This window comes from Pseudomonas sp. ADAK18, from assembly GCF_012935695.1.
Taxonomy (GTDB): Bacteria; Pseudomonadota; Gammaproteobacteria; order Pseudomonadales; family Pseudomonadaceae; genus Aquipseudomonas.
The window spans coordinates 4,146,493-4,163,243 of record NZ_CP052859.1; the positions used below are offsets into that span (position 1 = coordinate 4,146,493).

Sequence of the window (16,751 nt, forward strand, 5' to 3'; positions counted from 1 at the left end):
AAATGGAAATATCACACTTCTTTTGACGCTGCCATTTCGCGCGTTTTCACAAGGACGCGCCTCGGACATTAAGACCTTAGCGGACCCTACAAGCCATGAATAAAAATCTGCGCTTCAGCCACAAGATACTGCTTGCAGCCGCCCTTATCGTCATTGCCGCTTTTGCGTTGTTTACCCTGTACAACGACTACCTGCAACGTAATGCGATTCGTGACGACCTGAACAACTACCTGCATGAAATGGGCGACGTCACCGCCAGCAACATTCAAACCTGGCTCGCCGGGCGCATTGTCCTGATAGAAAGCGCCGCACAGAACATCGCCATCAACCCTGAGCCTGTCACCGTCGCCTCCTTGCTGGAACAGAAAGCCCTGACATCGTCGTTCATGGCAACTTACCTGGGCGACAACAAAGGCGGCTTCACCATCCGCCCAGACAGCAAGATGCCGGACGGCTTCGACCCCCGCGTGCGCCCTTGGTATAAAGGCGCCCAGGCCAGCGGTGGTTCGACCCTGACCGAACCCTATATCGACGCAGCCACAGGCCAGTTGATCATTTCTGTTGCCACACCCAGCAGCAAGGCCGGCCAGAGCGTCGGCGTGGTGGGCGGAGACCTGAGCCTGCAAACCCTGGTGGACAACATCGGTGCCTTGAACTTCGGCGGCATGGGTTATGCGTTTCTGGTGAGCGCCGACGGCAAGGTGCTGGTACACCCGGATAAAAACCTGGTGATGAAGAGCCTGAGCGACGTCTACCCGACCAATACCCCGAAAATCAGCAGCGACTTCAGCGAAGTCGAAGTCGACGGCAAAACCCGCATCGTCACCTTCGCCCCGATCAAGGGGTTGCCGTCAGTGAACTGGTACCTGGGCCTGTCAGTAGATAAAGACAAATCCTTCGCCATGCTCAGCGAATTCCGCACCTCGGCCATTATTGCCACGATCATTGCGGTAGTGATCATCCTGGCCTTGCTGGGCATGTTGATTCGCGTCCTGTTGCAGCCGCTGCACGTCATGACCCGGGCCATGGAAGACATCGCCGACGGTGAAGGCGACCTCACGCGCCGCCTGAATATCCAGAACCACGATGAGTTCGGCATCCTGGGTATCGCGTTCAACCGTTTCGTGGAGCGGATTCACACCTCAATCCGCGAAGTGTCTTCCACCACCGAGCAGGTCAACGAAGTCGCCCTGCGGGTGGTCAGCGCCTCCAACTCGTCGATGGTCAACTCCGACGAGCAAGCCAACCGTACCAATAGTGTCGCGGCCGCCATCAACGAACTGGGTGCCGCTGCCCAGGAAATCGCCCGCAACGCCGCACAAGCGTCCCATCAGGCCAGCGATGCCAGGCACCTGGCCGAAGATGGCCAGCAAGTGGTGGAACGCAATATCAAGGCAATGAATCAGCTGTCCGAGATGATCAGCGCCTCCAGCAGCAATATAGAAGCGCTCAACAGCAAGACGGTGAATATCGGGCAGATTCTTGAGGTGATCACCAGCATTTCCCAGCAAACCAACCTGCTGGCGCTCAACGCGGCTATTGAAGCGGCACGGGCCGGAGAAGCCGGGCGCGGGTTTGCGGTGGTGGCCGACGAAGTGCGCAACCTGGCTCACCGTACCCAGGAGTCGGCCCAGCAGGTGCAAAAGATGATCGAAGAGCTGCAAGTCGGCGCACGGGAGTCGGTCAGTACCATGAGCGAAAGCCAGCGCCACAGCCAAGACAGCGTCGACATCGCCAACCTGGCAGGAGAGCGACTGAACAGCGTAACCCTGCGCATCGGCGAGATCGACGGCATGAACCAATCGGTGGCCACCGCCACCGAGGAGCAGACGTCGGTGGTGGAGTCGATCAACATGGACATTACCGAGATCAACACCCTCAATCAGGAAGGTGTGGAAAACCTGCATTCGACCCTGCGTGCTTGTGCCGATCTGGAACAGCAGGCAGCACGATTGAAACAGTTGGTGGGAAGTTTTCGGATCTAAATCACAAGCCGCTACCTTGGGTAGCGGCTCCCCCTACTCTTCCTGTGCTTCGGGTTTGTCCCGGACCTGCTCCCACAACTCGGCCGCCCCCGGAAACTCGGTACCGTCGTCGCTATCGAGATCGTCCGGGTCAAAACGGCTCAAGCAGCCTTCGCCCAATGTCGCCGGGGCTTTGGAAGTGGCCTTGTCGAGTGGGTCACTCATTCTCCGATCCTCATGCTTGCCGAAAGAAAAAAGGCCTGGAACGATTTAACGCCCAGGCCTTTCACGCTTCAAGCCATCAATCAGAACACGACGGTTTTGTTGCCATGCACCAGCACCCGGTCTTCCAGGTGATAACGCAGGCCACGTGCCAGAACCATCTTCTCGACATCACGGCCGAAGCGCACCATGTCTTCAATGCTGTCGCTGTGGCTGACCCGTACCACGTCCTGCTCGATGATCGGACCGGCGTCCAGTTCTTCGGTGACATAGTGGCACGTTGCGCCAATCAACTTCACGCCGCGCAGGGACGCTTGGTGATATGGCTTGGCACCGACGAACGACGGCAGGAAGCTGTGGTGAATGTTGATCACTTTGCCTGCGTATTCACGGCACAGTTCCGGCGGAAGGATCTGCATGTAACGCGCCAGCACCACGACATCGGCGTCGTGCTGCTTGACCAGGCGCGACACTTCGGCAAACGCCGGCTCCTTGTTCTGCGGGTCGACCGGGACGTGGTAGTACGCAATACCGTGCCACTCGACCATGCTGCGCAGGTCGCCATGATTGGAGACCACGCAGGAAATTTCGCAGTCCAGTTCATCACTGTGCCAGCGGTGCAGCAAGTCTGCCAGGCAGTGGGACTCGCGGCTGGCCATCAGGACCACGCGCTTTTTCTGTTCCGTGTCGGTGATGCGCCAGGTCATCGAAAACTCTTCGGCGATCGGCGCAAATGCCTCGCGAAAAGCCTCAAGACCAAAGGGCAGTGTGTCGGCACGAATCTCGTGACGCATGAAGAACCAACCGCTGAGATTGTCCGAGTGATGGCTCGCTTCGGTGATCCAGCCGTTGTGGGACGCCAGAAAGTTACTGACTTTAGCAACGATGCCGACGCGGTCCGGGCAAGCAATCACCAGCCGAAAAGTGCGCATTAGGGGGAAACTCCAGAACTTCGCAAAGGCCGCCATTCTAGCGATTACGCAGAAAAACTGCAGTATTCCTTAACGCTTATTCTGTCTGCGTGCGCTGGGACTGTCCCTTAATAGCGTAAGGTTTTACCTCTCTATATGTGCCTGATCGCTTGGGCTTGGGCAGTTAGTCAAGATTTAACGAGAGTATCTTTATCCCGTCCCCCTTACTAATTAACTCAATTCCACGCTTTTGCCACAAACAACCAAAGTAAATTACATAAAAGCCCCCTTAAATGTTTACTTGAGGAAACTGTCTGACTATTATTAGGCCATTATCCCCTGTCACCCAGCGCCCTACATAAGGTAGCCCTCATGTCCCTGATCAACGAATACCGCGCCACCGAAGAAGCTATTAAAGAGCTGCAAGCCCGTTTGAAGAACCTGTCCCAAGACGACAAACTGCAAACCGAGCTGGAATTCGAAGGCAAACTGCGCACCCTGATGGGTGAGTACTCCAAATCCCTGCGTGACATCATCGCGCTGCTGGATCCAGAGTCGAAAGTTAAAGCACCACGTGGCGCTGTGAAAACTACCGGCACCAAACGTGCTCGCAAGGTTAAACAGTACAAAAACCCACACAACGGCGAAGTGATTGAAACCAAAGGTGGCAACCACAAAACTCTGAAAGAGTGGAAAGCCAAGTGGGGCGGCGACGTGGTTGAAGGCTGGGCTACCCTGCTGGGCTAAGCCTCGCACGGTCGCAGCTTGACTCGCGACACAATAAAAAACGCCAGCATGCTGGCGTTTTTTATTGTCCGGACTTTTCCCATAAATTGATTACAGGCCCAAACGTGCACCTAAAGAGTCTGCATACTCTTGCCACTCATCGAGCACCTGACGCTGAAACGATGTAGCACTAACAGCCAATTCCAGCCGGGCTTGCTTAAAACTCTCAAGGGTATTCGGTGCGCCCCATCCCGCGTCTGACAAACGTTGCTGACAGAAAAGTTTCCAGCTCTCTTGCTCCTCGCTATTCAAGGTGTGCGGAAAGTTTCGAGCACGGTAGCGAAATAATAATTCAGGCAAACGCTGATCATCAAAAGGCCACTGACGCGCTAATTGCCCAGGCTCGGCGAGTCTGACTTGCTCACATAAACGCCGATCACGATCACCGATAAAACCATCGTATAGCTGCTGCTCAGGGTCGGCGCTCGATGCAAAGTCTTCTTCGGCATAAATCGCCGGTAACTTATCGCGCCAAACTTCCTGTGCGTCAGTTAGTCGCAGGGCACGCGCCTGATACAGGTCCATGTCCAGTTGTAAACGCTGACGGTCTTCGGCCCGCAGCACATTCAAAGGGGCTACCACCGGGCAGCGATTGATATGCAACAGCTTGAGCGGCACTGGCAGCTCACCCTCGGCCAGGTCATCACGCCGGGTGTACAAGCGCTGGCGCAGGGTGTCGGCGTCCAGGTCGAGCAACCCTTGGGGGTCGAGTCCCAGGTCACAGACGATCAAGGCATTGCGGTTGCGCGGGTGCCAGGCCAGTGGCAGCACCACTCCCAGATAATGACGCTCGGCAGAAAAACGACCGGAGATATGCACCATCGGCTGCAACAGCCGGACCTGGTCCATGACCCGTTGTTTGCTGCGCAACTGAAACAGCCAGTCATACAGCTTGGGTTGTTTCTCGCGAATCAGTCGGGCCAGGGCAATGGTGGCGCGGACATCGGACAAAGCGTCGTGGGCCTGCCCATGGTCGATGCCATTGGCGGCGGTCAGACGTTCAAGCTTAAGGGTGACCCGCCCGTCCTGCTCAGGCCAGACAATGCCCTGCGGACGCAGGGCGTAAGCCGTGCGAACCACGTCGATCAGGTCCCAGCGGCTGTTACCGCCCTGCCACTCACGCGCATACGGGTCGAAAAAGTTGCGATACAAACTGTAGCGCGTCATTTCATCGTCAAAACGCAAGGTGTTGTAACCGGCACCACAAGTACCAGGCGCAGCGAGCTCGGCGTGGACCCGGGTCATGAAGTCGGCCTCGGCCAACCCCTTCTCCGCCAGCACGCTCGGCGTGATACCGGTAATCGCGCAGGCGGCCGGATGGGGCAGGATATCGTCGCTGGGCTGACAATAGAGGTTGACCGGCGGCCCGACCTCGTTGAGGTCAAGGTCGGTACGAATCCCGGCTACCTGCAGTGGACGGTCATTACGCGGGTTGATGCCGGTGGTTTCATAGTCGTACCAGAAGATGGTGGTCACGGGCTATTCCTGTGCTGAAGACCGACAAAGTCTAGGCGCTGAAAGACGCCTGAGGCCAGCGCTGCGTGAGCTGTACAAACATTCAGTGAAACGTTGCAGCACTTTGAGTGGTTGCTTCCACCGTCGACACTGCTAGCATCCGTCTCACTATCCGCCTGCTGTCGCCCGGCGCAACAGCTCTGCACTGCCAAGGACCGCGATGCCATCAGCGCCATTGGACACCCGCTATCAGATCGAGACCCCAGAAGGCATCGACCTGCCCCTGCGCCCGGCCGGCCTGCTGCCTCGCTCCCTGGCGTTCGCCTTCGACCTGGGCTTGCGCGGCCTGATCCTCGGCATCCTGTTTCTGGCCCTGGCGTTTCTTGGCAACCTGGGGATGGGCCTCGGCTCGATCCTGCTGTTCCTTGTCAGTTGGTGGTACATGGTGTTGTTCGAAGTCCTCAACCAGGGCTGCTCGCCCGGCAAGCAGATCATGGGCCTGCGGGTGGTCCAGGACGATGGCACGCCCATCGGCTGGTCCGCTTCGCTGATTCGTAACCTGCTGCGTTTTGTCGACATGTTGCCCTTCGGCTACTTCCTCGGCGCCATCAGTTGCCTGCAGCATCCCCACTTCAAACGCCTTGGCGACCTGGCTGCCGGGACCCTGGTGATTTACCGCGAGCAGCCGTTGTCACGCCCGCAACTTCCCCAGGCCCCCGCACTCCGCTTGCCATTCGCCCTGGACCTGAACGAGCAACGGGCCATACTCGGTTTTGCCGAGCGCCAGGGAGAACTGTCCACTGAGCGCGTCAACGAACTGGCCGCGATCCTGGCCACACCGCTGCAAGTCTCCCCCACCCGCGCCGTGAGCGAACTCAACGGCGTGGCCCGTGGTTTGTTGGGGCCGACATGAAGCAGAGTCTTTTCGAAAGCCGTCACCAGCCCCGATGGCAGGCCTTTGCCGCCCAACTGGCACAGCTTGAACAGGGCAAGGCCAAACCCTCGGACTTTACCGATTTCCCTCATCATTACCGACGTTTGTGCCAGCACCTGGCCCTGGCCCAGGAGCGTGGCTACAGCAGTTACCTGGTGGACCCGCTGCAACAACTGGCCCTGCGCGGTCACCAACAGTTGTATAGGCATCGCCGCCAGTTGGGGGCCAATGTGCTGGGTTTCGTACTCGCCGACTTCCCCCGGCTGGTGCGCGAGCAATGGCGTTTCGTGCTGGTGGCCAGCCTGCTGTTCTTTGGCAGCCTGCTGGGTATTGCCCTGCTGGTGTACCTGTTTCCGGACCTGATCTACAGCATCGTCAGCCCCCAACAGGTGGCCGAGATGCAAAGCATGTACGACCCCGACGCCAGTCGCCTGGGGCGCGCCGCCGAGCGCGCATCGAGCGAAGACTGGATGATGTTCGGCTATTACGTCATGCATAACATCGGCATCGCCTTCCAGACGTTTGCCGCCGGTTTGCTGTTTGGCCTGGGCAGCGTGTTCTTCCTGTTCTTCAACGGGCTGATCATCGGTGCCGTTGCTGGGCACCTGACACAAATCGGCTACGGCCAAACCTTCTGGTCATTCGTCATTGGCCACGGCGCCTTCGAACTGAGCGCCATCGCATTGGCGGGCGCCGCCGGCCTGCAACTGGGCTGGGCACTGATCGCCCCAGGGCATTTGGCCAGAAGCGAGTCCTTACGGCTGGCTGCGCGCAAAAGCGTGCAAATGATCTGTGGTGTCATGGTGTTTCTGCTGATTGCGGCGTTTATCGAAGCCTACTGGTCATCCACCACCACCGTGGCACCCTGGATCAAATATTTGGTGGGCGCCGCGCTCTGGCTATTGATGGCCGCCTACCTGCTGCTCGCCGGACGGAGTCACCATGCGCCTGAGTGACGCCAGTGTGGTGATTCGCCCCCGTACTTCCTGGGAAGCCATGGACCTCGGCGTCCTGATGGCCCGTGAACATCGTGGGTTGTTGATGAGCAGTTGGGCACTGATAACCCTGCCGATCTTCGCCCTATTCAGCGCGCTGCTATGGAATTACCCGTCCACCGCGCTTTTTCTGTTCTGGTGGCTGAAACCCGCCTTTGACCGCCTGCCGTTGTACATCCTGTCCAAGGCTCTGTTCGGCGAGACGCCCACCCTCAAGCAGTCGCTGCGCCAATGGCCACGCCTGCTCAAAGGTCAACTGTTGGCCAGCCTGACCTGGCGTCGCTTCAGCCTCAGCCGCAGTTTCGTGATGCCAGTGGTCCAGCTCGAAGGCCTGGAAGGCCAGGCGCGCCAACAACGCCTGGGGGTGCTGCAACAACGCAATGCCGGCGCAGCACGCTGGCTGACCCTGATCGGCGTGCACCTGGAAATGGCTTTGTGGATCGGCTTGATGGTGCTGTTTTATCTGCTCCTGCCACAGCAGGTCGAACGGGATTGGGACTGGCAACAACTGATACTCGCGACCGGCCACGATTGGCTGTGGCTGGAGCACCTGACCAATGCCTTCTACGCCTTGATCCTGGTGTTCTGGGAGCCGATCTATGTGGCCTGCGGTTTCAGCCTGTACCTGAATCGCCGCACCACGCTGGAAGCCTGGGACCTGGAACTGGTGTTCCGTCGCCTGCGCCAGCGCCTGAGCTCGGTGGTATCGGTTCTGCTGCTGGCCATCGCACTGATGCTGATCCCGACTATCCAACCAGCCATGGCCGATGAGCCGATCGCTGCGAAGCCGCTCAGCACACAAGCCGCTAATCAGTCGATCAAGGCATTGCTGGAACAACCACCGTTCAAGAATCCAGAAACCGTTACCCGTTATCGCTTCGGACCTGATAAATCCAGCGAGAAAGACAAATCAGGGGGCGATGCCAAGCTACCGGCCTGGCTGGAAGCGCTGCTGAACAACCTCAACAGCAACTCCTTCAAGCACCTGGCCAAGGGTCTTGAGGTATTGCTCTGGAGCTTGCTGCTGGGCGCATTGGCCCTGGTGATCTGGCGCTATCGCGACTGGCTGCGGGCCTTTGTCAGCCGACGCGCGCCGCACAAACCAAAAGTCGCCAAGCGTGCGCCAACGCAACTATTCGGGTTGGAGCTGGGCACCGAAACCTTGCCCGACGACATTGCCAGCACCGCCGAACAGCTCTGGCCAACCCAGCCACGGGAAGCCCTTGGCCTGCTCTACCGCGGCTTGCTCAGCCGCCTGCTGCACGACTTCAACCTGCCATTGAAAGACGCCGACACCGAGGGCCAGGTCCTGGAGCGCATTCATCGGCTGCAACAGCCCCAGTTACTGGCGTTCAGCGATGACCTGACCCGGCACTGGCAAAACCTCGCCTATGGTCACCGTCTGCCTCCAACACAGGCCCAACAACAGCTGTGTGGCGATTGGCGAGCGCTGTTCGGCTCGGGAGCCGCGCAATGAAGCGGCCATTGTTGTGGGTCGGGCTGGTGCTCGGTTGCTTGCTGACCGCCGGAGGCCTGTACGCCTGGCACAAGGCAATTCCCTACCAGGAAGTCGTCGAGCGTGGACCCTCTCCCGAAGTCCAGGCCAACCCCTATCTGGCGGCGGAGCATTTTCTGCGTCAGCAAGGCCTGGTGGTCGAACACGCCAAGGGCCTTGAACAACTAACGAGCCTTGCACCCAAGGGCAGCAGCCTGCTGTTGCTGGGCGAGCGCAGCAACATGTCCCCGCGCCAGGCTGACCAACTGTTGGAATGGGCCAAGAATGGCGGCCATCTATTGCTGGTGGCTGAAGCACTTTGGGACGACGAAACCGGCAAAAGCGACGATCTGCTGCTGGACCGTGTGCAACTGCGCCAAGCCTTCAGCGAAGGCTTCGACAAGCCGGTACCAGCCGGTAAAAAGCGTGCACCTGACCTGACCAAGTTGTATGTCGACAACGAAACCCCTGCGGCCTATTTCAGCTTTGACACGGACTTCAATCTTACCGACCCCAAGCACCTGGCCCAGTTCTCAGCCAACAGCGCCAAGGCCAGCCACTTGATGCAGGTCAATCTCGGGCAGGGCAGCGTCACGGTGGTCACCGACAGCGACTTATGGAAAAACCGCAATATCGGTCGACACGACAACGCCTGGCTGCTGTGGCACCTGAACCAGGGCACCACCGTCACACTGCTGTTCAACAGCGACGTTGACGACTTTTTCAGCCTGTTGCTGCGGTACTTTCCCCAAGCCCTGGTAGCGCTAGCAGCGCTGATGGCCCTGGGTTTGTGGCACGCTGGCATGCGCCAGGGGCCGATTCAACCACCCGCTTCCAGGGCACGCCGGCAATTGCAAGAGCACTTGAAAGCCAGTGCAGATTTCCTGCTGCGCCGTAGCGGACAAAACAGCCTGTTGCAGGCCCTGCAGCACGACATCCTGCGTACCGCCCGGCGCTGTCATCCGGGCTTCGAACACCTCGACACCGCTGAACAGTGGCAGGCCCTTGAACGCCTGACGCGCCAACCTACCCTTGTCATCAGCCAGGCCCTCGGCCCACTCCCGGCAAAGCGGCTTTCCAGCGCCGACTTCAGCCGCCAGGTGGCCTGCCTGCAAACCCTCAGGAATGCCCTATGAGCGAATTTCCAGCGCAATCCCTTCAGCGCGCCAGCGAATTGGCCCAGGCCTTGCGCGTCGAACTGCGCAAAGCGGTGATCGGCCAGGATCAGGTGATCGATGACGTGCTCACGGCGCTGATCGCCGGCGGCCATGTGCTGCTCGAAGGCGTTCCCGGCCTGGGCAAGACCTTGCTGGTGCGTGCCCTGGCGCGCTGTTTTGGTGGCGAGTTCGCGCGCATCCAGTTCACCCCGGACCTGATGCCCAGCGACGTCACCGGCCACGCCGTATACGACCTGCACAGCGAACAATTCAAACTGCGCAAAGGCCCCTTGTTCACCAACCTGTTGCTGGCCGATGAGATCAACCGCGCGCCAGCGAAAACCCAGGCGGCACTGCTGGAAGCCATGCAGGAGCGCCAGGTCACCCTCGAAGGTGAAGCGCTGCCCATCGGGCAACCGTTCATGGTGCTGGCCACCCAGAACCCGATCGAGCAGGAAGGCACCTACCCGTTGCCCGAAGCCGAGCTGGATCGCTTCATGCTCAAAGTGCGCATGGACTACCCCGAGGCACAACAGGAACTGGACATGGTGCGTGAAGTGACCCGCTCATCCCGGGCCGACATGCTCGACGTGCAACCGCTACGCACCGTGCTCCAGGCCGAAGACGTGCTGCTGCTGCAACAGATTGCCAGCGAACTGCCTCTGGATGAACAGGTACTCGACTACGCCGTACGCCTGGCCCGCACCACCCGCAGTTGGCCGGGCCTGACCATCGGCGCAGGGCCTCGGGCCTCCATCGCCCTGGTGCGCGGTGCGCGGGCCCGAGCGCTGTTGCGTGGCGGCGAATTCGTGACACCGGACGACATCAAGGGCTGCGCCCTGGCGGTACTGCGTCATCGGGTGCGCATTGCTCCGGAACTGGACATTGATGGGCTGGAGGTGGATCAGGTGCTTAAACAACTGCTGGACCAAGTCCCGGCGCCTCGGCAATGACCCGCCCATGAAGCCCACCCGCCTGCTGCTGATCTGGCTCGGCGTACTGCTGGGGTTGAGCATTCTGCTGAGTGCCTTTGCGGCGTTGCAGTTCAACGTGCCGAGCACGCTGCACTCGATTGCCTGGGGCCTGCTTCTGGCCCTTCTGTTACTGGCCTTGCTGGACGCCGCTCGTCTACGCCGCCGACCTTCGCCACGGGTGCGACGGCAGATGCCCGGCAGCCTGGCCTTGGGACGTTGGAGCGAGGTACGGATCACGCTTGAACACAATTACCCACAGCCACTGGCCGTAAAGGTGTTTGACCACGTACCCGATGGCCTGAGCCTGGAGCACCTGCCACAGTCCATCAACCTGCGACCCGGCGAACACAGCGAACTGGGCTATCGCCTGCGACCGTTGCGGCGCGGGCACTTCAGTTTCGAGCGGTGTGAAGTCCACCTTCCCAGCCCCTTGGGGCTGTGGTCGGCACGACGCTTTATAAAGGCCCACGATGCGACCCGGGTGTACCCGGACTTTGCCCGTTTATATGGTGCGCAGTTGCTAGCCGTAGACAACTGGCTCAGCCAGCTCGGCGTACGCCAGCGCCAACGCCGCGGGCTGGGCCTGGAGTTTCATCAGTTGCGTGAGTTTCGCGAGGGCGACAGCCTGCGCCAGATCGACTGGAAAGCCACCGCCCGCCAACGCACCCCGATAGCTCGCGAGTATCAGGATGAGCGCGATCAACAGATCGTGTTCATGCTCGACTGCGGCCGGCGCATGCGCAGCCAGGACGGCGAACTCTCCCACTTCGATCACGCCCTGAATGCTTGCCTGTTGCTCAGTTACGTCGCCTTGCGCCAGGGCGACGCCGTGGGGCTGTGCACCTTTGCCTGCGACCAGCCCCGCTACCTCGCGCCCGTCAAGGGCAGTGGCCAGCTCAACCTGTTGCTCAACACGGTGTATGACCTGAACACCACCCGGCGTGCGGCCGACTACCAGGCCGCCGCCAGCCAACTGTTGGCTCGACAGAAACGCCGGGCGCTGGTGATCGTGGTGAGCAATCTACGAGATGAGGACGATGAAGAACTGCTGACAGCGGTCAAACGCATCAGCCGCCAGCACCGCGTACTGGTGGCGAGCCTGCGGGAAGAAGTCCTGGACCAATTGCGCCAGTCGCCGGTCGAAACCCTGCCCGAGGCTCTGGCCTATTGCGGCACCGTCGATTACGTCAATGCCCGGAACGAACTCCATGACCGGTTGAGCGCCCACGGCCTGTCGGTGCTGGACACACAACCCTCTGAGCTGGGGGCCGCTCTGGTAACACGCTACCTGGGTTGGAAGAAAGCGGGAGTATTATAAAAAACGGCGCACGGCCACGGTTCCGGTACAGGGACCCAAACCAGCCCGACAACGCGCGCAGTGGCTAAGCCGAGGCCTGCAAGGGATCAAAGCTGAAGTACTGCAACAGCGCATTGATCAGTTGCCCGTATTCAACGGGCGCCCGCAAAATACTGAACCCTGAATCGTAATGCCGGGGGTTGATGTCTTCATGGCTCCACAGGCAGGTGGCCGTAAGATCAACTGCATGCACATCGCCCTCAGGCCCGGGGATCTTCAAGCGCAGCTCGAAGTCCACATCGACCATCATGGGCAAATGACTGATCAACATCAGACCCTCTTCAGAGACATTACCCAGATAACCAATGGGCCTGTCCGTCAGACGGTTGAAAACTTGCAGAAAGCAGGGCAATTGATGCCGCTTAATCCTTCGGTCGGTAAACATGATGAGTTCGCCATCCAATGGCCATGACTCTGGCCGCTCCAGTGATTCGGAACAGGCCGCTATGGCCTGCTCTCCCTGGACTTCGGTGAGACAACAGCAAGCGCCTTGTCACGTTACAGCTGCCGAATCCGGGTCTAGCATCCGTTCAAACAAGAAACTTGTACAAACAGACATTCAAAGATTAGCCGAAGACTGGCAAGGGGCCAGCTATGGAATGACAAATATCATCACAATGACGCCGGACGCGGTTGAGCGGCACTGATGCCTGGGTAGTGCCCCAGTTGCTGCAGGGTGTCCAGACGCGCACGTGCCCGAAAGGCATACTCGCTGGCCGGGTATTGGCTGATGATGAACTGGTAGGTTTGCGCCGCATCGACGAACAGCTTCTGCCGCTCCAGGCACTGCCCGCGCAGCATCGAGACCTCAGGTTGCACATAGCGCCGGGACCGACTTTCACGGTCGACCTGGGACAACTCAAGGGTTACCCGCTGACAATCGCCGACATCATAGGCGCGATAGGCATTGTTCAAATGATGGTCCATCGACCAACGGGTACAGCCGACAACACTGACGGCCAGGGCAGCAATGATCACGATTCGCATGGGGGTTCTCCTGTCTTGTGCAGTGTATCGACCCCTGTGCAAAAATCTTCAAGGTTGATCGCCTGTCCAAACAGGTGAAAACAAGCGAAACGTCGATAAGTAGTGCAAACGAACAATGACTACAACCAAAGAGCATAGTAGCCTTCCTCAGCGCTTGAACTCAGGAGTCCGTGCATGTCCGTCCGTCGTACCAAAATCGTCGCCACCCTTGGCCCGGCCAGTAACTCGCCGGAAGTCCTCGAACAGCTGATTCTGGCTGGCCTGGACGTTGCCCGTCTGAACTTCTCCCATGGCACCCCGGACGAGCACAAGGCTCGCGCCAAACTGGTGCGTGACCTGGCCGCCAAGCATGGCCGCTTCGTCGCACTGCTGGGTGACCTGCAAGGCCCGAAAATTCGTATCGCCAAATTCGCCAACAAGCGGATCGAACTGAAGATCGGTGACAAGTTCACCTTCTCCACCAGCCATCCGCTGACCGACGGCAACCAGCAAGTCGTGGGTATCGACTACCCGGACCTGGTGAAAGATTGCGGCGTCGGCGACGAGTTGCTGCTCGACGACGGACGCGTGGTCATGCGCGTCGACACCGCTACCGTCACTGAGCTGAACTGCACCGTGATCATCGGCGGCCCACTGTCCGACCACAAAGGCATCAACCGTCGCGGCGGTGGCCTGACGGCGCCGGCCCTGACCGAGAAAGACAAGGCTGACATCAAGCTCGCCGCCGAAATGGAAGTGGACTACCTCGCCGTGTCCTTCCCGCGCGACGCCGCCGACATGGAATACGCCCGTAAGCTGCGCGACGAAGCCGGCGGTACCGCCTGGCTGGTGGCGAAGATCGAACGCGCCGAAGCCGTGGCCGATGACGAAACCCTCGATGGCCTGATCAAGGCTTCCGACGCTGTGATGGTTGCCCGTGGCGACCTGGGCGTGGAAATCGGTGACGCCGAACTGATCGGCATCCAGAAGAAGATCATCCTGCACGCACGCCGCCACAACAAAGCGGTGATCGTTGCGACCCAGATGATGGAGTCGATGATCCAGAACCCGATGCCTACCCGCGCCGAAGTGTCCGACGTGGCCAACGCCGTGCTCGACTACACCGACGCCGTGATGCTCTCGGCTGAAAGTGCTGCAGGCCCGTACCCGTTGGAAGCCGTCCAGGCCATGGCGCGTATCTGCGTCGGCGCTGAGAAGCACCCGACCAGCAAGACCTCCAGCCACCGCATCGGCAAGGTGTTCGAAAGCTGCGACCAGAGCATCGCCCTGGCTGCCATGTACACCGCCAACCACTTCCCGGGCGTGAAAGCGATCATCGCCTTGACCGAAAGTGGCTACACGCCGTTGATCATGTCGCGTATCCGTTCCTCGATCCCGATCTACGCGTTCTCCCCGCACCGCGAAACCCAGGCCCGCGCGGCCTTGTTCCGTGGCGTCTACACCGTACCGTTCGACCCGGCATCGCTGCCGCCTGAGCAAGTCAGCCAGGCCGCGATCGACGAGTTGCTCAAGCGCGGCGTTGTGGAGAAAGGCGACTGGGTCATCCTGACCAAGGGCGACAGCTACCACACCATCGGCGGCACCAACGGCATGAAGATCCTGCACGTTGGCGACAAGATGGTCTAAGTGACACGCTGAAAAACAATGTGGGAGGGGGCTTGCTCCCGATAGCGGTGTGACAGTCAGCTTATCTGTCACTGATCCACCGCAATCGGGAGCAAGCCCCCTCCCACATTTGGTTAGCGTCGGTTGATAAACCCTGACAACGCCGCAATCGCCTCCGGCGACTTCAACCGTTGGGTAAACAACGCACCCTCCTCCTCGATCACCTTGCGCAGTTGCTCGCGGTCGACGCTCTTCATCAGGTGCTTGCTGACCTGCACCGCCCCAGGCGCCAGGGTTTCAAAGCGTACGGCGACTTCCCGCGCCTTGGCCAAGGCTGATTCGCCGCTGCCCAATGCCTCAGTGGCAATGCCCCAAGCGGCAGCCTGCTCGCCGGTAAACCCTTCACCCAGCAGTAACAACTCCGCAGCCTTGGCATGCCCCAACAATCGCGGCAGGATCAAACTGGAACCAAACTCCGGGCACAGCCCCAAGTTGACGAACGGCATGCGCAACCGCGCATCCCGGCTGACATACACCAGATCACAATGCAGCAGCAGCGTCGTACCAATCCCCACCGCTGCACCCGCAACCGCCGCAATCACGGGTTTTCGGCAATTGAGCAAACTGCGCATGAAATGAAACACCGGGCTGTCGAGATCCGCCGGCGGTTGTTCAAGAAAGTCGCCAATGTCATTTCCGGCGGTGAAGCATTCACTGCTGCCCTGGATCAACACCGCATTGAGTGTGGCATCAGCGTCCGCCTGCTCCAGCGCCTCGGCCAACTGGCTGTACATGGCGCGGGTCAAGGCGTTTTTCTTGTCCGGACGATTAAGCTGCAGGATCAGCAGCCCACGTTCGCGTTGCAGCAGGATGGCGTCGGTCATGGCAAATCTCGCGGCTGGAAAATTCAGCGCTCAACCACGGGGCAGGAAGACGTCGGCCAGCAGTTGATTGCGCGGCAGTCCCGCCAGGAACAGGCGCTTTGAAAAGGCCTCGACGCTGGCAGGGTGCCCGCAGAGTAAAGCCAGAGTTTGCCTTGAAACAAGCCGCAGTTGCGCCAAAGCCTCAGTCAACTCAGCCGCTGTCCATAGCTCGACGCTGAGGTTGGGATGGCTGGCAGCCAGCGCCGCCAAAGGCTCGGCCAAGTAATGCCCGTTGGCATCATGCGCCAGATGAATGACCCGGATGGCGCCCTGATGATCCTGGCGCAAGGCCTCCCGCAGCACACCCCACAAGGGTGCCATGCCGGTACCGGACCCCAACAGCCAGAGCGGACGGACCTGCCAGTCCGGGTCGTAGTGCAGCGCGCCACCACGCAGTTCGCCCAAACGCAGGCCGTCGCCCGCCTTCAGCTTTCGGGCAGCATCACTGAATTCGCCGGGCAAGCGGCAATCGAGGTGAAACTCCAAGTACGGGTCGACCTGGGGCAAGCTGGCCAGGGAATACGGCCTCGCGATCCTCCCCGCCCACAACACCAAGTGCTGTCCGGCCTGATAGCGCAGGCTGCGCTCCGGTTGCAGACGCAGACGCAGCACCGCCGGGTTCAACCAGTCGGCGCGCAGTACCTGCGCAGCCAGGCCATCAGCGCGCGGATCGAAAGCTTCCACCTGCAGATCGCCCGTGACCTGGCACTGACACGCCAGGCGCCAGCCGTCCTGGCGTTGCGCTGGGCTCAAGGCATCGGGCTGTTTGTCCTGAACCTCGCCCTGGCAACGCACCAGGCAGGCATGGCAACTGCCCGCCCGACAACTGTAGGGCACGGCGACACCCGCCTGGTTCAGGACGTCCAGCAGGTTGCTGCCGGTGGGTACCGACCAGTGGCGTTCGCCGACGTGGAGTTCAGGCATGAAACCTTCTCTAATTAGGAGCGAGTTTGCTCTCGATGGTCGCTAACGATAACGCGGGGAAT

Annotated in this window: 16 protein-coding genes; 9 read left to right on the forward strand and 7 right to left on the reverse strand. The window is 59.9% G+C overall.

Annotated features, from left to right (window positions below):
* Positions 1 to 95 precede the first annotated feature (95 nt).
* Positions 96 to 1,985: a methyl-accepting chemotaxis protein gene (locus HKK55_RS18725; protein WP_169356034.1), complete on the forward strand. Its 1,890-nt coding sequence runs from the start codon at positions 96 to 98 to the stop codon at positions 1,983 to 1,985.
* A 33-nt stretch (positions 1,986 to 2,018) separates the two neighbouring features.
* Here HKK55_RS18725 and HKK55_RS18730 read toward each other — a convergent pair whose 3' ends face one another.
* Both HKK55_RS18730 and purU read right to left on the reverse strand, forming a co-directional pair.
* On the reverse strand, positions 2,019 to 2,189 hold the full coding sequence (locus tag HKK55_RS18730; protein WP_169356035.1) for a hypothetical protein: 171 nt from the start codon (positions 2,187 to 2,189) through the stop codon (positions 2,019 to 2,021).
* Between the two features lie 80 nt (positions 2,190 to 2,269).
* The gene (gene purU, locus HKK55_RS18735; protein ID WP_169356036.1) at positions 2,270 to 3,118 is read right to left on the reverse strand and encodes a formyltetrahydrofolate deformylase; all 849 of its coding nucleotides are present in this window, start codon (positions 3,116 to 3,118) and stop codon (positions 2,270 to 2,272) included.
* Positions 3,119 to 3,469: 351 nt separating this feature from the next.
* On the opposite strand from purU, the gene mvaT reads away from it, so the two are divergent.
* Positions 3,470 to 3,844 carry a histone-like nucleoid-structuring protein MvaT gene (mvaT, locus tag HKK55_RS18740; RefSeq protein WP_005790963.1) on the forward strand — a complete coding sequence of 125 codons (375 nt, stop codon included), beginning with the start codon at positions 3,470 to 3,472 and terminating at the stop codon, positions 3,842 to 3,844.
* 90 nt (positions 3,845 to 3,934) lie between these two features.
* On the opposite strand, the gene sbcB is transcribed toward mvaT, so the two are convergent.
* Entirely contained in the window at positions 3,935 to 5,359 is a 1,425-nt protein-coding gene (sbcB, locus tag HKK55_RS18745) for an exodeoxyribonuclease I (RefSeq protein WP_169356037.1), read from the reverse strand.
* A 199-nt stretch (positions 5,360 to 5,558) separates the two neighbouring features.
* Here sbcB and HKK55_RS18750 point away from each other — a divergent pair, with 199 nt between their 5' ends.
* The 6 genes from HKK55_RS18750 to HKK55_RS18775 are packed head-to-tail and all read left to right on the forward strand — an operon-like array spanning position 5,559 to position 12,211.
* Positions 5,559 to 6,251, forward strand: coding sequence for an RDD family protein (locus HKK55_RS18750; RefSeq protein WP_169356038.1), 693 nt, complete (start codon positions 5,559 to 5,561; stop codon positions 6,249 to 6,251).
* Positions 6,248 to 7,228, forward strand: coding sequence for a stage II sporulation protein M (locus HKK55_RS18755; protein WP_169356039.1), 981 nt, complete (start codon positions 6,248 to 6,250; stop codon positions 7,226 to 7,228). Before HKK55_RS18750 ends, HKK55_RS18755 begins: the two co-directional genes overlap by 4 nt.
* Positions 7,215 to 8,744: a DUF4129 domain-containing protein gene (locus tag HKK55_RS18760; RefSeq protein ID WP_169356040.1), complete on the forward strand. Its 1,530-nt coding sequence runs from the start codon at positions 7,215 to 7,217 to the stop codon at positions 8,742 to 8,744. Before HKK55_RS18755 ends, HKK55_RS18760 begins: the two co-directional genes overlap by 14 nt.
* Complete coding sequence (locus HKK55_RS18765) at positions 8,741 to 9,898, forward strand: DUF4350 domain-containing protein (protein WP_169356041.1); 1,158 nt, start codon at positions 8,741 to 8,743, stop codon at positions 9,896 to 9,898. Before HKK55_RS18760 ends, HKK55_RS18765 begins: the two co-directional genes overlap by 4 nt.
* Positions 9,895 to 10,872, forward strand: coding sequence for a MoxR family ATPase (locus HKK55_RS18770; protein ID WP_169356042.1), 978 nt, complete (start codon positions 9,895 to 9,897; stop codon positions 10,870 to 10,872). The genes HKK55_RS18765 and HKK55_RS18770 overlap by 4 nt, the downstream gene beginning before the upstream one ends.
* A 7-nt stretch (positions 10,873 to 10,879) precedes the next feature.
* The gene (locus HKK55_RS18775; protein WP_169356043.1) at positions 10,880 to 12,211 is read left to right on the forward strand and encodes a DUF58 domain-containing protein; all 1,332 of its coding nucleotides are present in this window, start codon (positions 10,880 to 10,882) and stop codon (positions 12,209 to 12,211) included.
* 64 nt (positions 12,212 to 12,275) lie between these two features.
* On the opposite strand, the gene HKK55_RS18780 is transcribed toward HKK55_RS18775, so the two are convergent.
* Together HKK55_RS18780 and HKK55_RS18785 are read right to left on the reverse strand one after the other, a co-directional pair.
* Complete coding sequence (locus HKK55_RS18780; protein WP_169356044.1) at positions 12,276 to 12,635, reverse strand: PilZ domain-containing protein; 360 nt, start codon at positions 12,633 to 12,635, stop codon at positions 12,276 to 12,278.
* A gap of 227 nt (positions 12,636 to 12,862) precedes the next feature.
* Positions 12,863 to 13,237: a tetratricopeptide repeat protein gene (locus tag HKK55_RS18785; protein WP_169356045.1), complete on the reverse strand. Its 375-nt coding sequence runs from the start codon at positions 13,235 to 13,237 to the stop codon at positions 12,863 to 12,865.
* 174 nt (positions 13,238 to 13,411) lie between these two features.
* Here HKK55_RS18785 and pyk point away from each other — a divergent pair, with 174 nt between their 5' ends.
* Positions 13,412 to 14,863 carry a pyruvate kinase gene (gene pyk, locus HKK55_RS18790; RefSeq protein WP_169356046.1) on the forward strand — a complete coding sequence of 484 codons (1,452 nt, stop codon included), beginning with the start codon at positions 13,412 to 13,414 and terminating at the stop codon, positions 14,861 to 14,863.
* Positions 14,864 to 14,976: 113 nt separating this feature from the next.
* On the opposite strand, the gene HKK55_RS18795 is transcribed toward pyk, so the two are convergent.
* Both HKK55_RS18795 and HKK55_RS18800 read right to left on the reverse strand, forming a co-directional pair.
* Positions 14,977 to 15,726: an enoyl-CoA hydratase-related protein gene (locus HKK55_RS18795; protein WP_169356047.1), complete on the reverse strand. Its 750-nt coding sequence runs from the start codon at positions 15,724 to 15,726 to the stop codon at positions 14,977 to 14,979.
* A gap of 30 nt (positions 15,727 to 15,756) precedes the next feature.
* A complete protein-coding gene (locus tag HKK55_RS18800) occupies positions 15,757 to 16,689 on the reverse strand; it encodes an iron-sulfur-binding ferredoxin reductase (RefSeq protein WP_169356048.1) in 933 nt (310 codons plus the stop codon).
* Positions 16,690 to 16,751 lie beyond the last annotated feature (62 nt).

What these genes read in the sequence shown, in the direction of transcription:
- HKK55_RS18725 (WP_169356034.1), top strand. Translation starts at nt 96, where the DNA reads ATGAATAAAAATCTGCGCTTCAGCCACAAGATACTGCTTGCAGCCGCC.
- HKK55_RS18730 (WP_169356035.1), bottom strand. Translation starts at nt 2,189, where the DNA reads ATGAGTGACCCACTCGACAAGGCCACTTCCAAAGCCCCGGCGACATTG.
- purU (WP_169356036.1), bottom strand. Translation starts at nt 3,118, where the DNA reads ATGCGCACTTTTCGGCTGGTGATTGCTTGCCCGGACCGCGTCGGCATC.
- mvaT (WP_005790963.1), top strand. Translation starts at nt 3,470, where the DNA reads ATGTCCCTGATCAACGAATACCGCGCCACCGAAGAAGCTATTAAAGAG.
- HKK55_RS18750 (WP_169356038.1), top strand. Translation starts at nt 5,559, where the DNA reads ATGCCATCAGCGCCATTGGACACCCGCTATCAGATCGAGACCCCAGAA.
- HKK55_RS18755 (WP_169356039.1), top strand. Translation starts at nt 6,248, where the DNA reads ATGAAGCAGAGTCTTTTCGAAAGCCGTCACCAGCCCCGATGGCAGGCC.
- HKK55_RS18760 (WP_169356040.1), top strand. Translation starts at nt 7,215, where the DNA reads ATGCGCCTGAGTGACGCCAGTGTGGTGATTCGCCCCCGTACTTCCTGG.
- HKK55_RS18765 (WP_169356041.1), top strand. Translation starts at nt 8,741, where the DNA reads ATGAAGCGGCCATTGTTGTGGGTCGGGCTGGTGCTCGGTTGCTTGCTG.
- HKK55_RS18770 (WP_169356042.1), top strand. Translation starts at nt 9,895, where the DNA reads ATGAGCGAATTTCCAGCGCAATCCCTTCAGCGCGCCAGCGAATTGGCC.
- HKK55_RS18775 (WP_169356043.1), top strand. Translation starts at nt 10,880, where the DNA reads ATGAAGCCCACCCGCCTGCTGCTGATCTGGCTCGGCGTACTGCTGGGG.
- HKK55_RS18780 (WP_169356044.1), bottom strand. Translation starts at nt 12,635, where the DNA reads ATGTTTACCGACCGAAGGATTAAGCGGCATCAATTGCCCTGCTTTCTG.
- HKK55_RS18785 (WP_169356045.1), bottom strand. Translation starts at nt 13,237, where the DNA reads ATGCGAATCGTGATCATTGCTGCCCTGGCCGTCAGTGTTGTCGGCTGT.
- pyk (WP_169356046.1), top strand. Translation starts at nt 13,412, where the DNA reads ATGTCCGTCCGTCGTACCAAAATCGTCGCCACCCTTGGCCCGGCCAGT.
- HKK55_RS18795 (WP_169356047.1), bottom strand. Translation starts at nt 15,726, where the DNA reads ATGACCGACGCCATCCTGCTGCAACGCGAACGTGGGCTGCTGATCCTG.
- HKK55_RS18800 (WP_169356048.1), bottom strand. Translation starts at nt 16,689, where the DNA reads ATGCCTGAACTCCACGTCGGCGAACGCCACTGGTCGGTACCCACCGGC.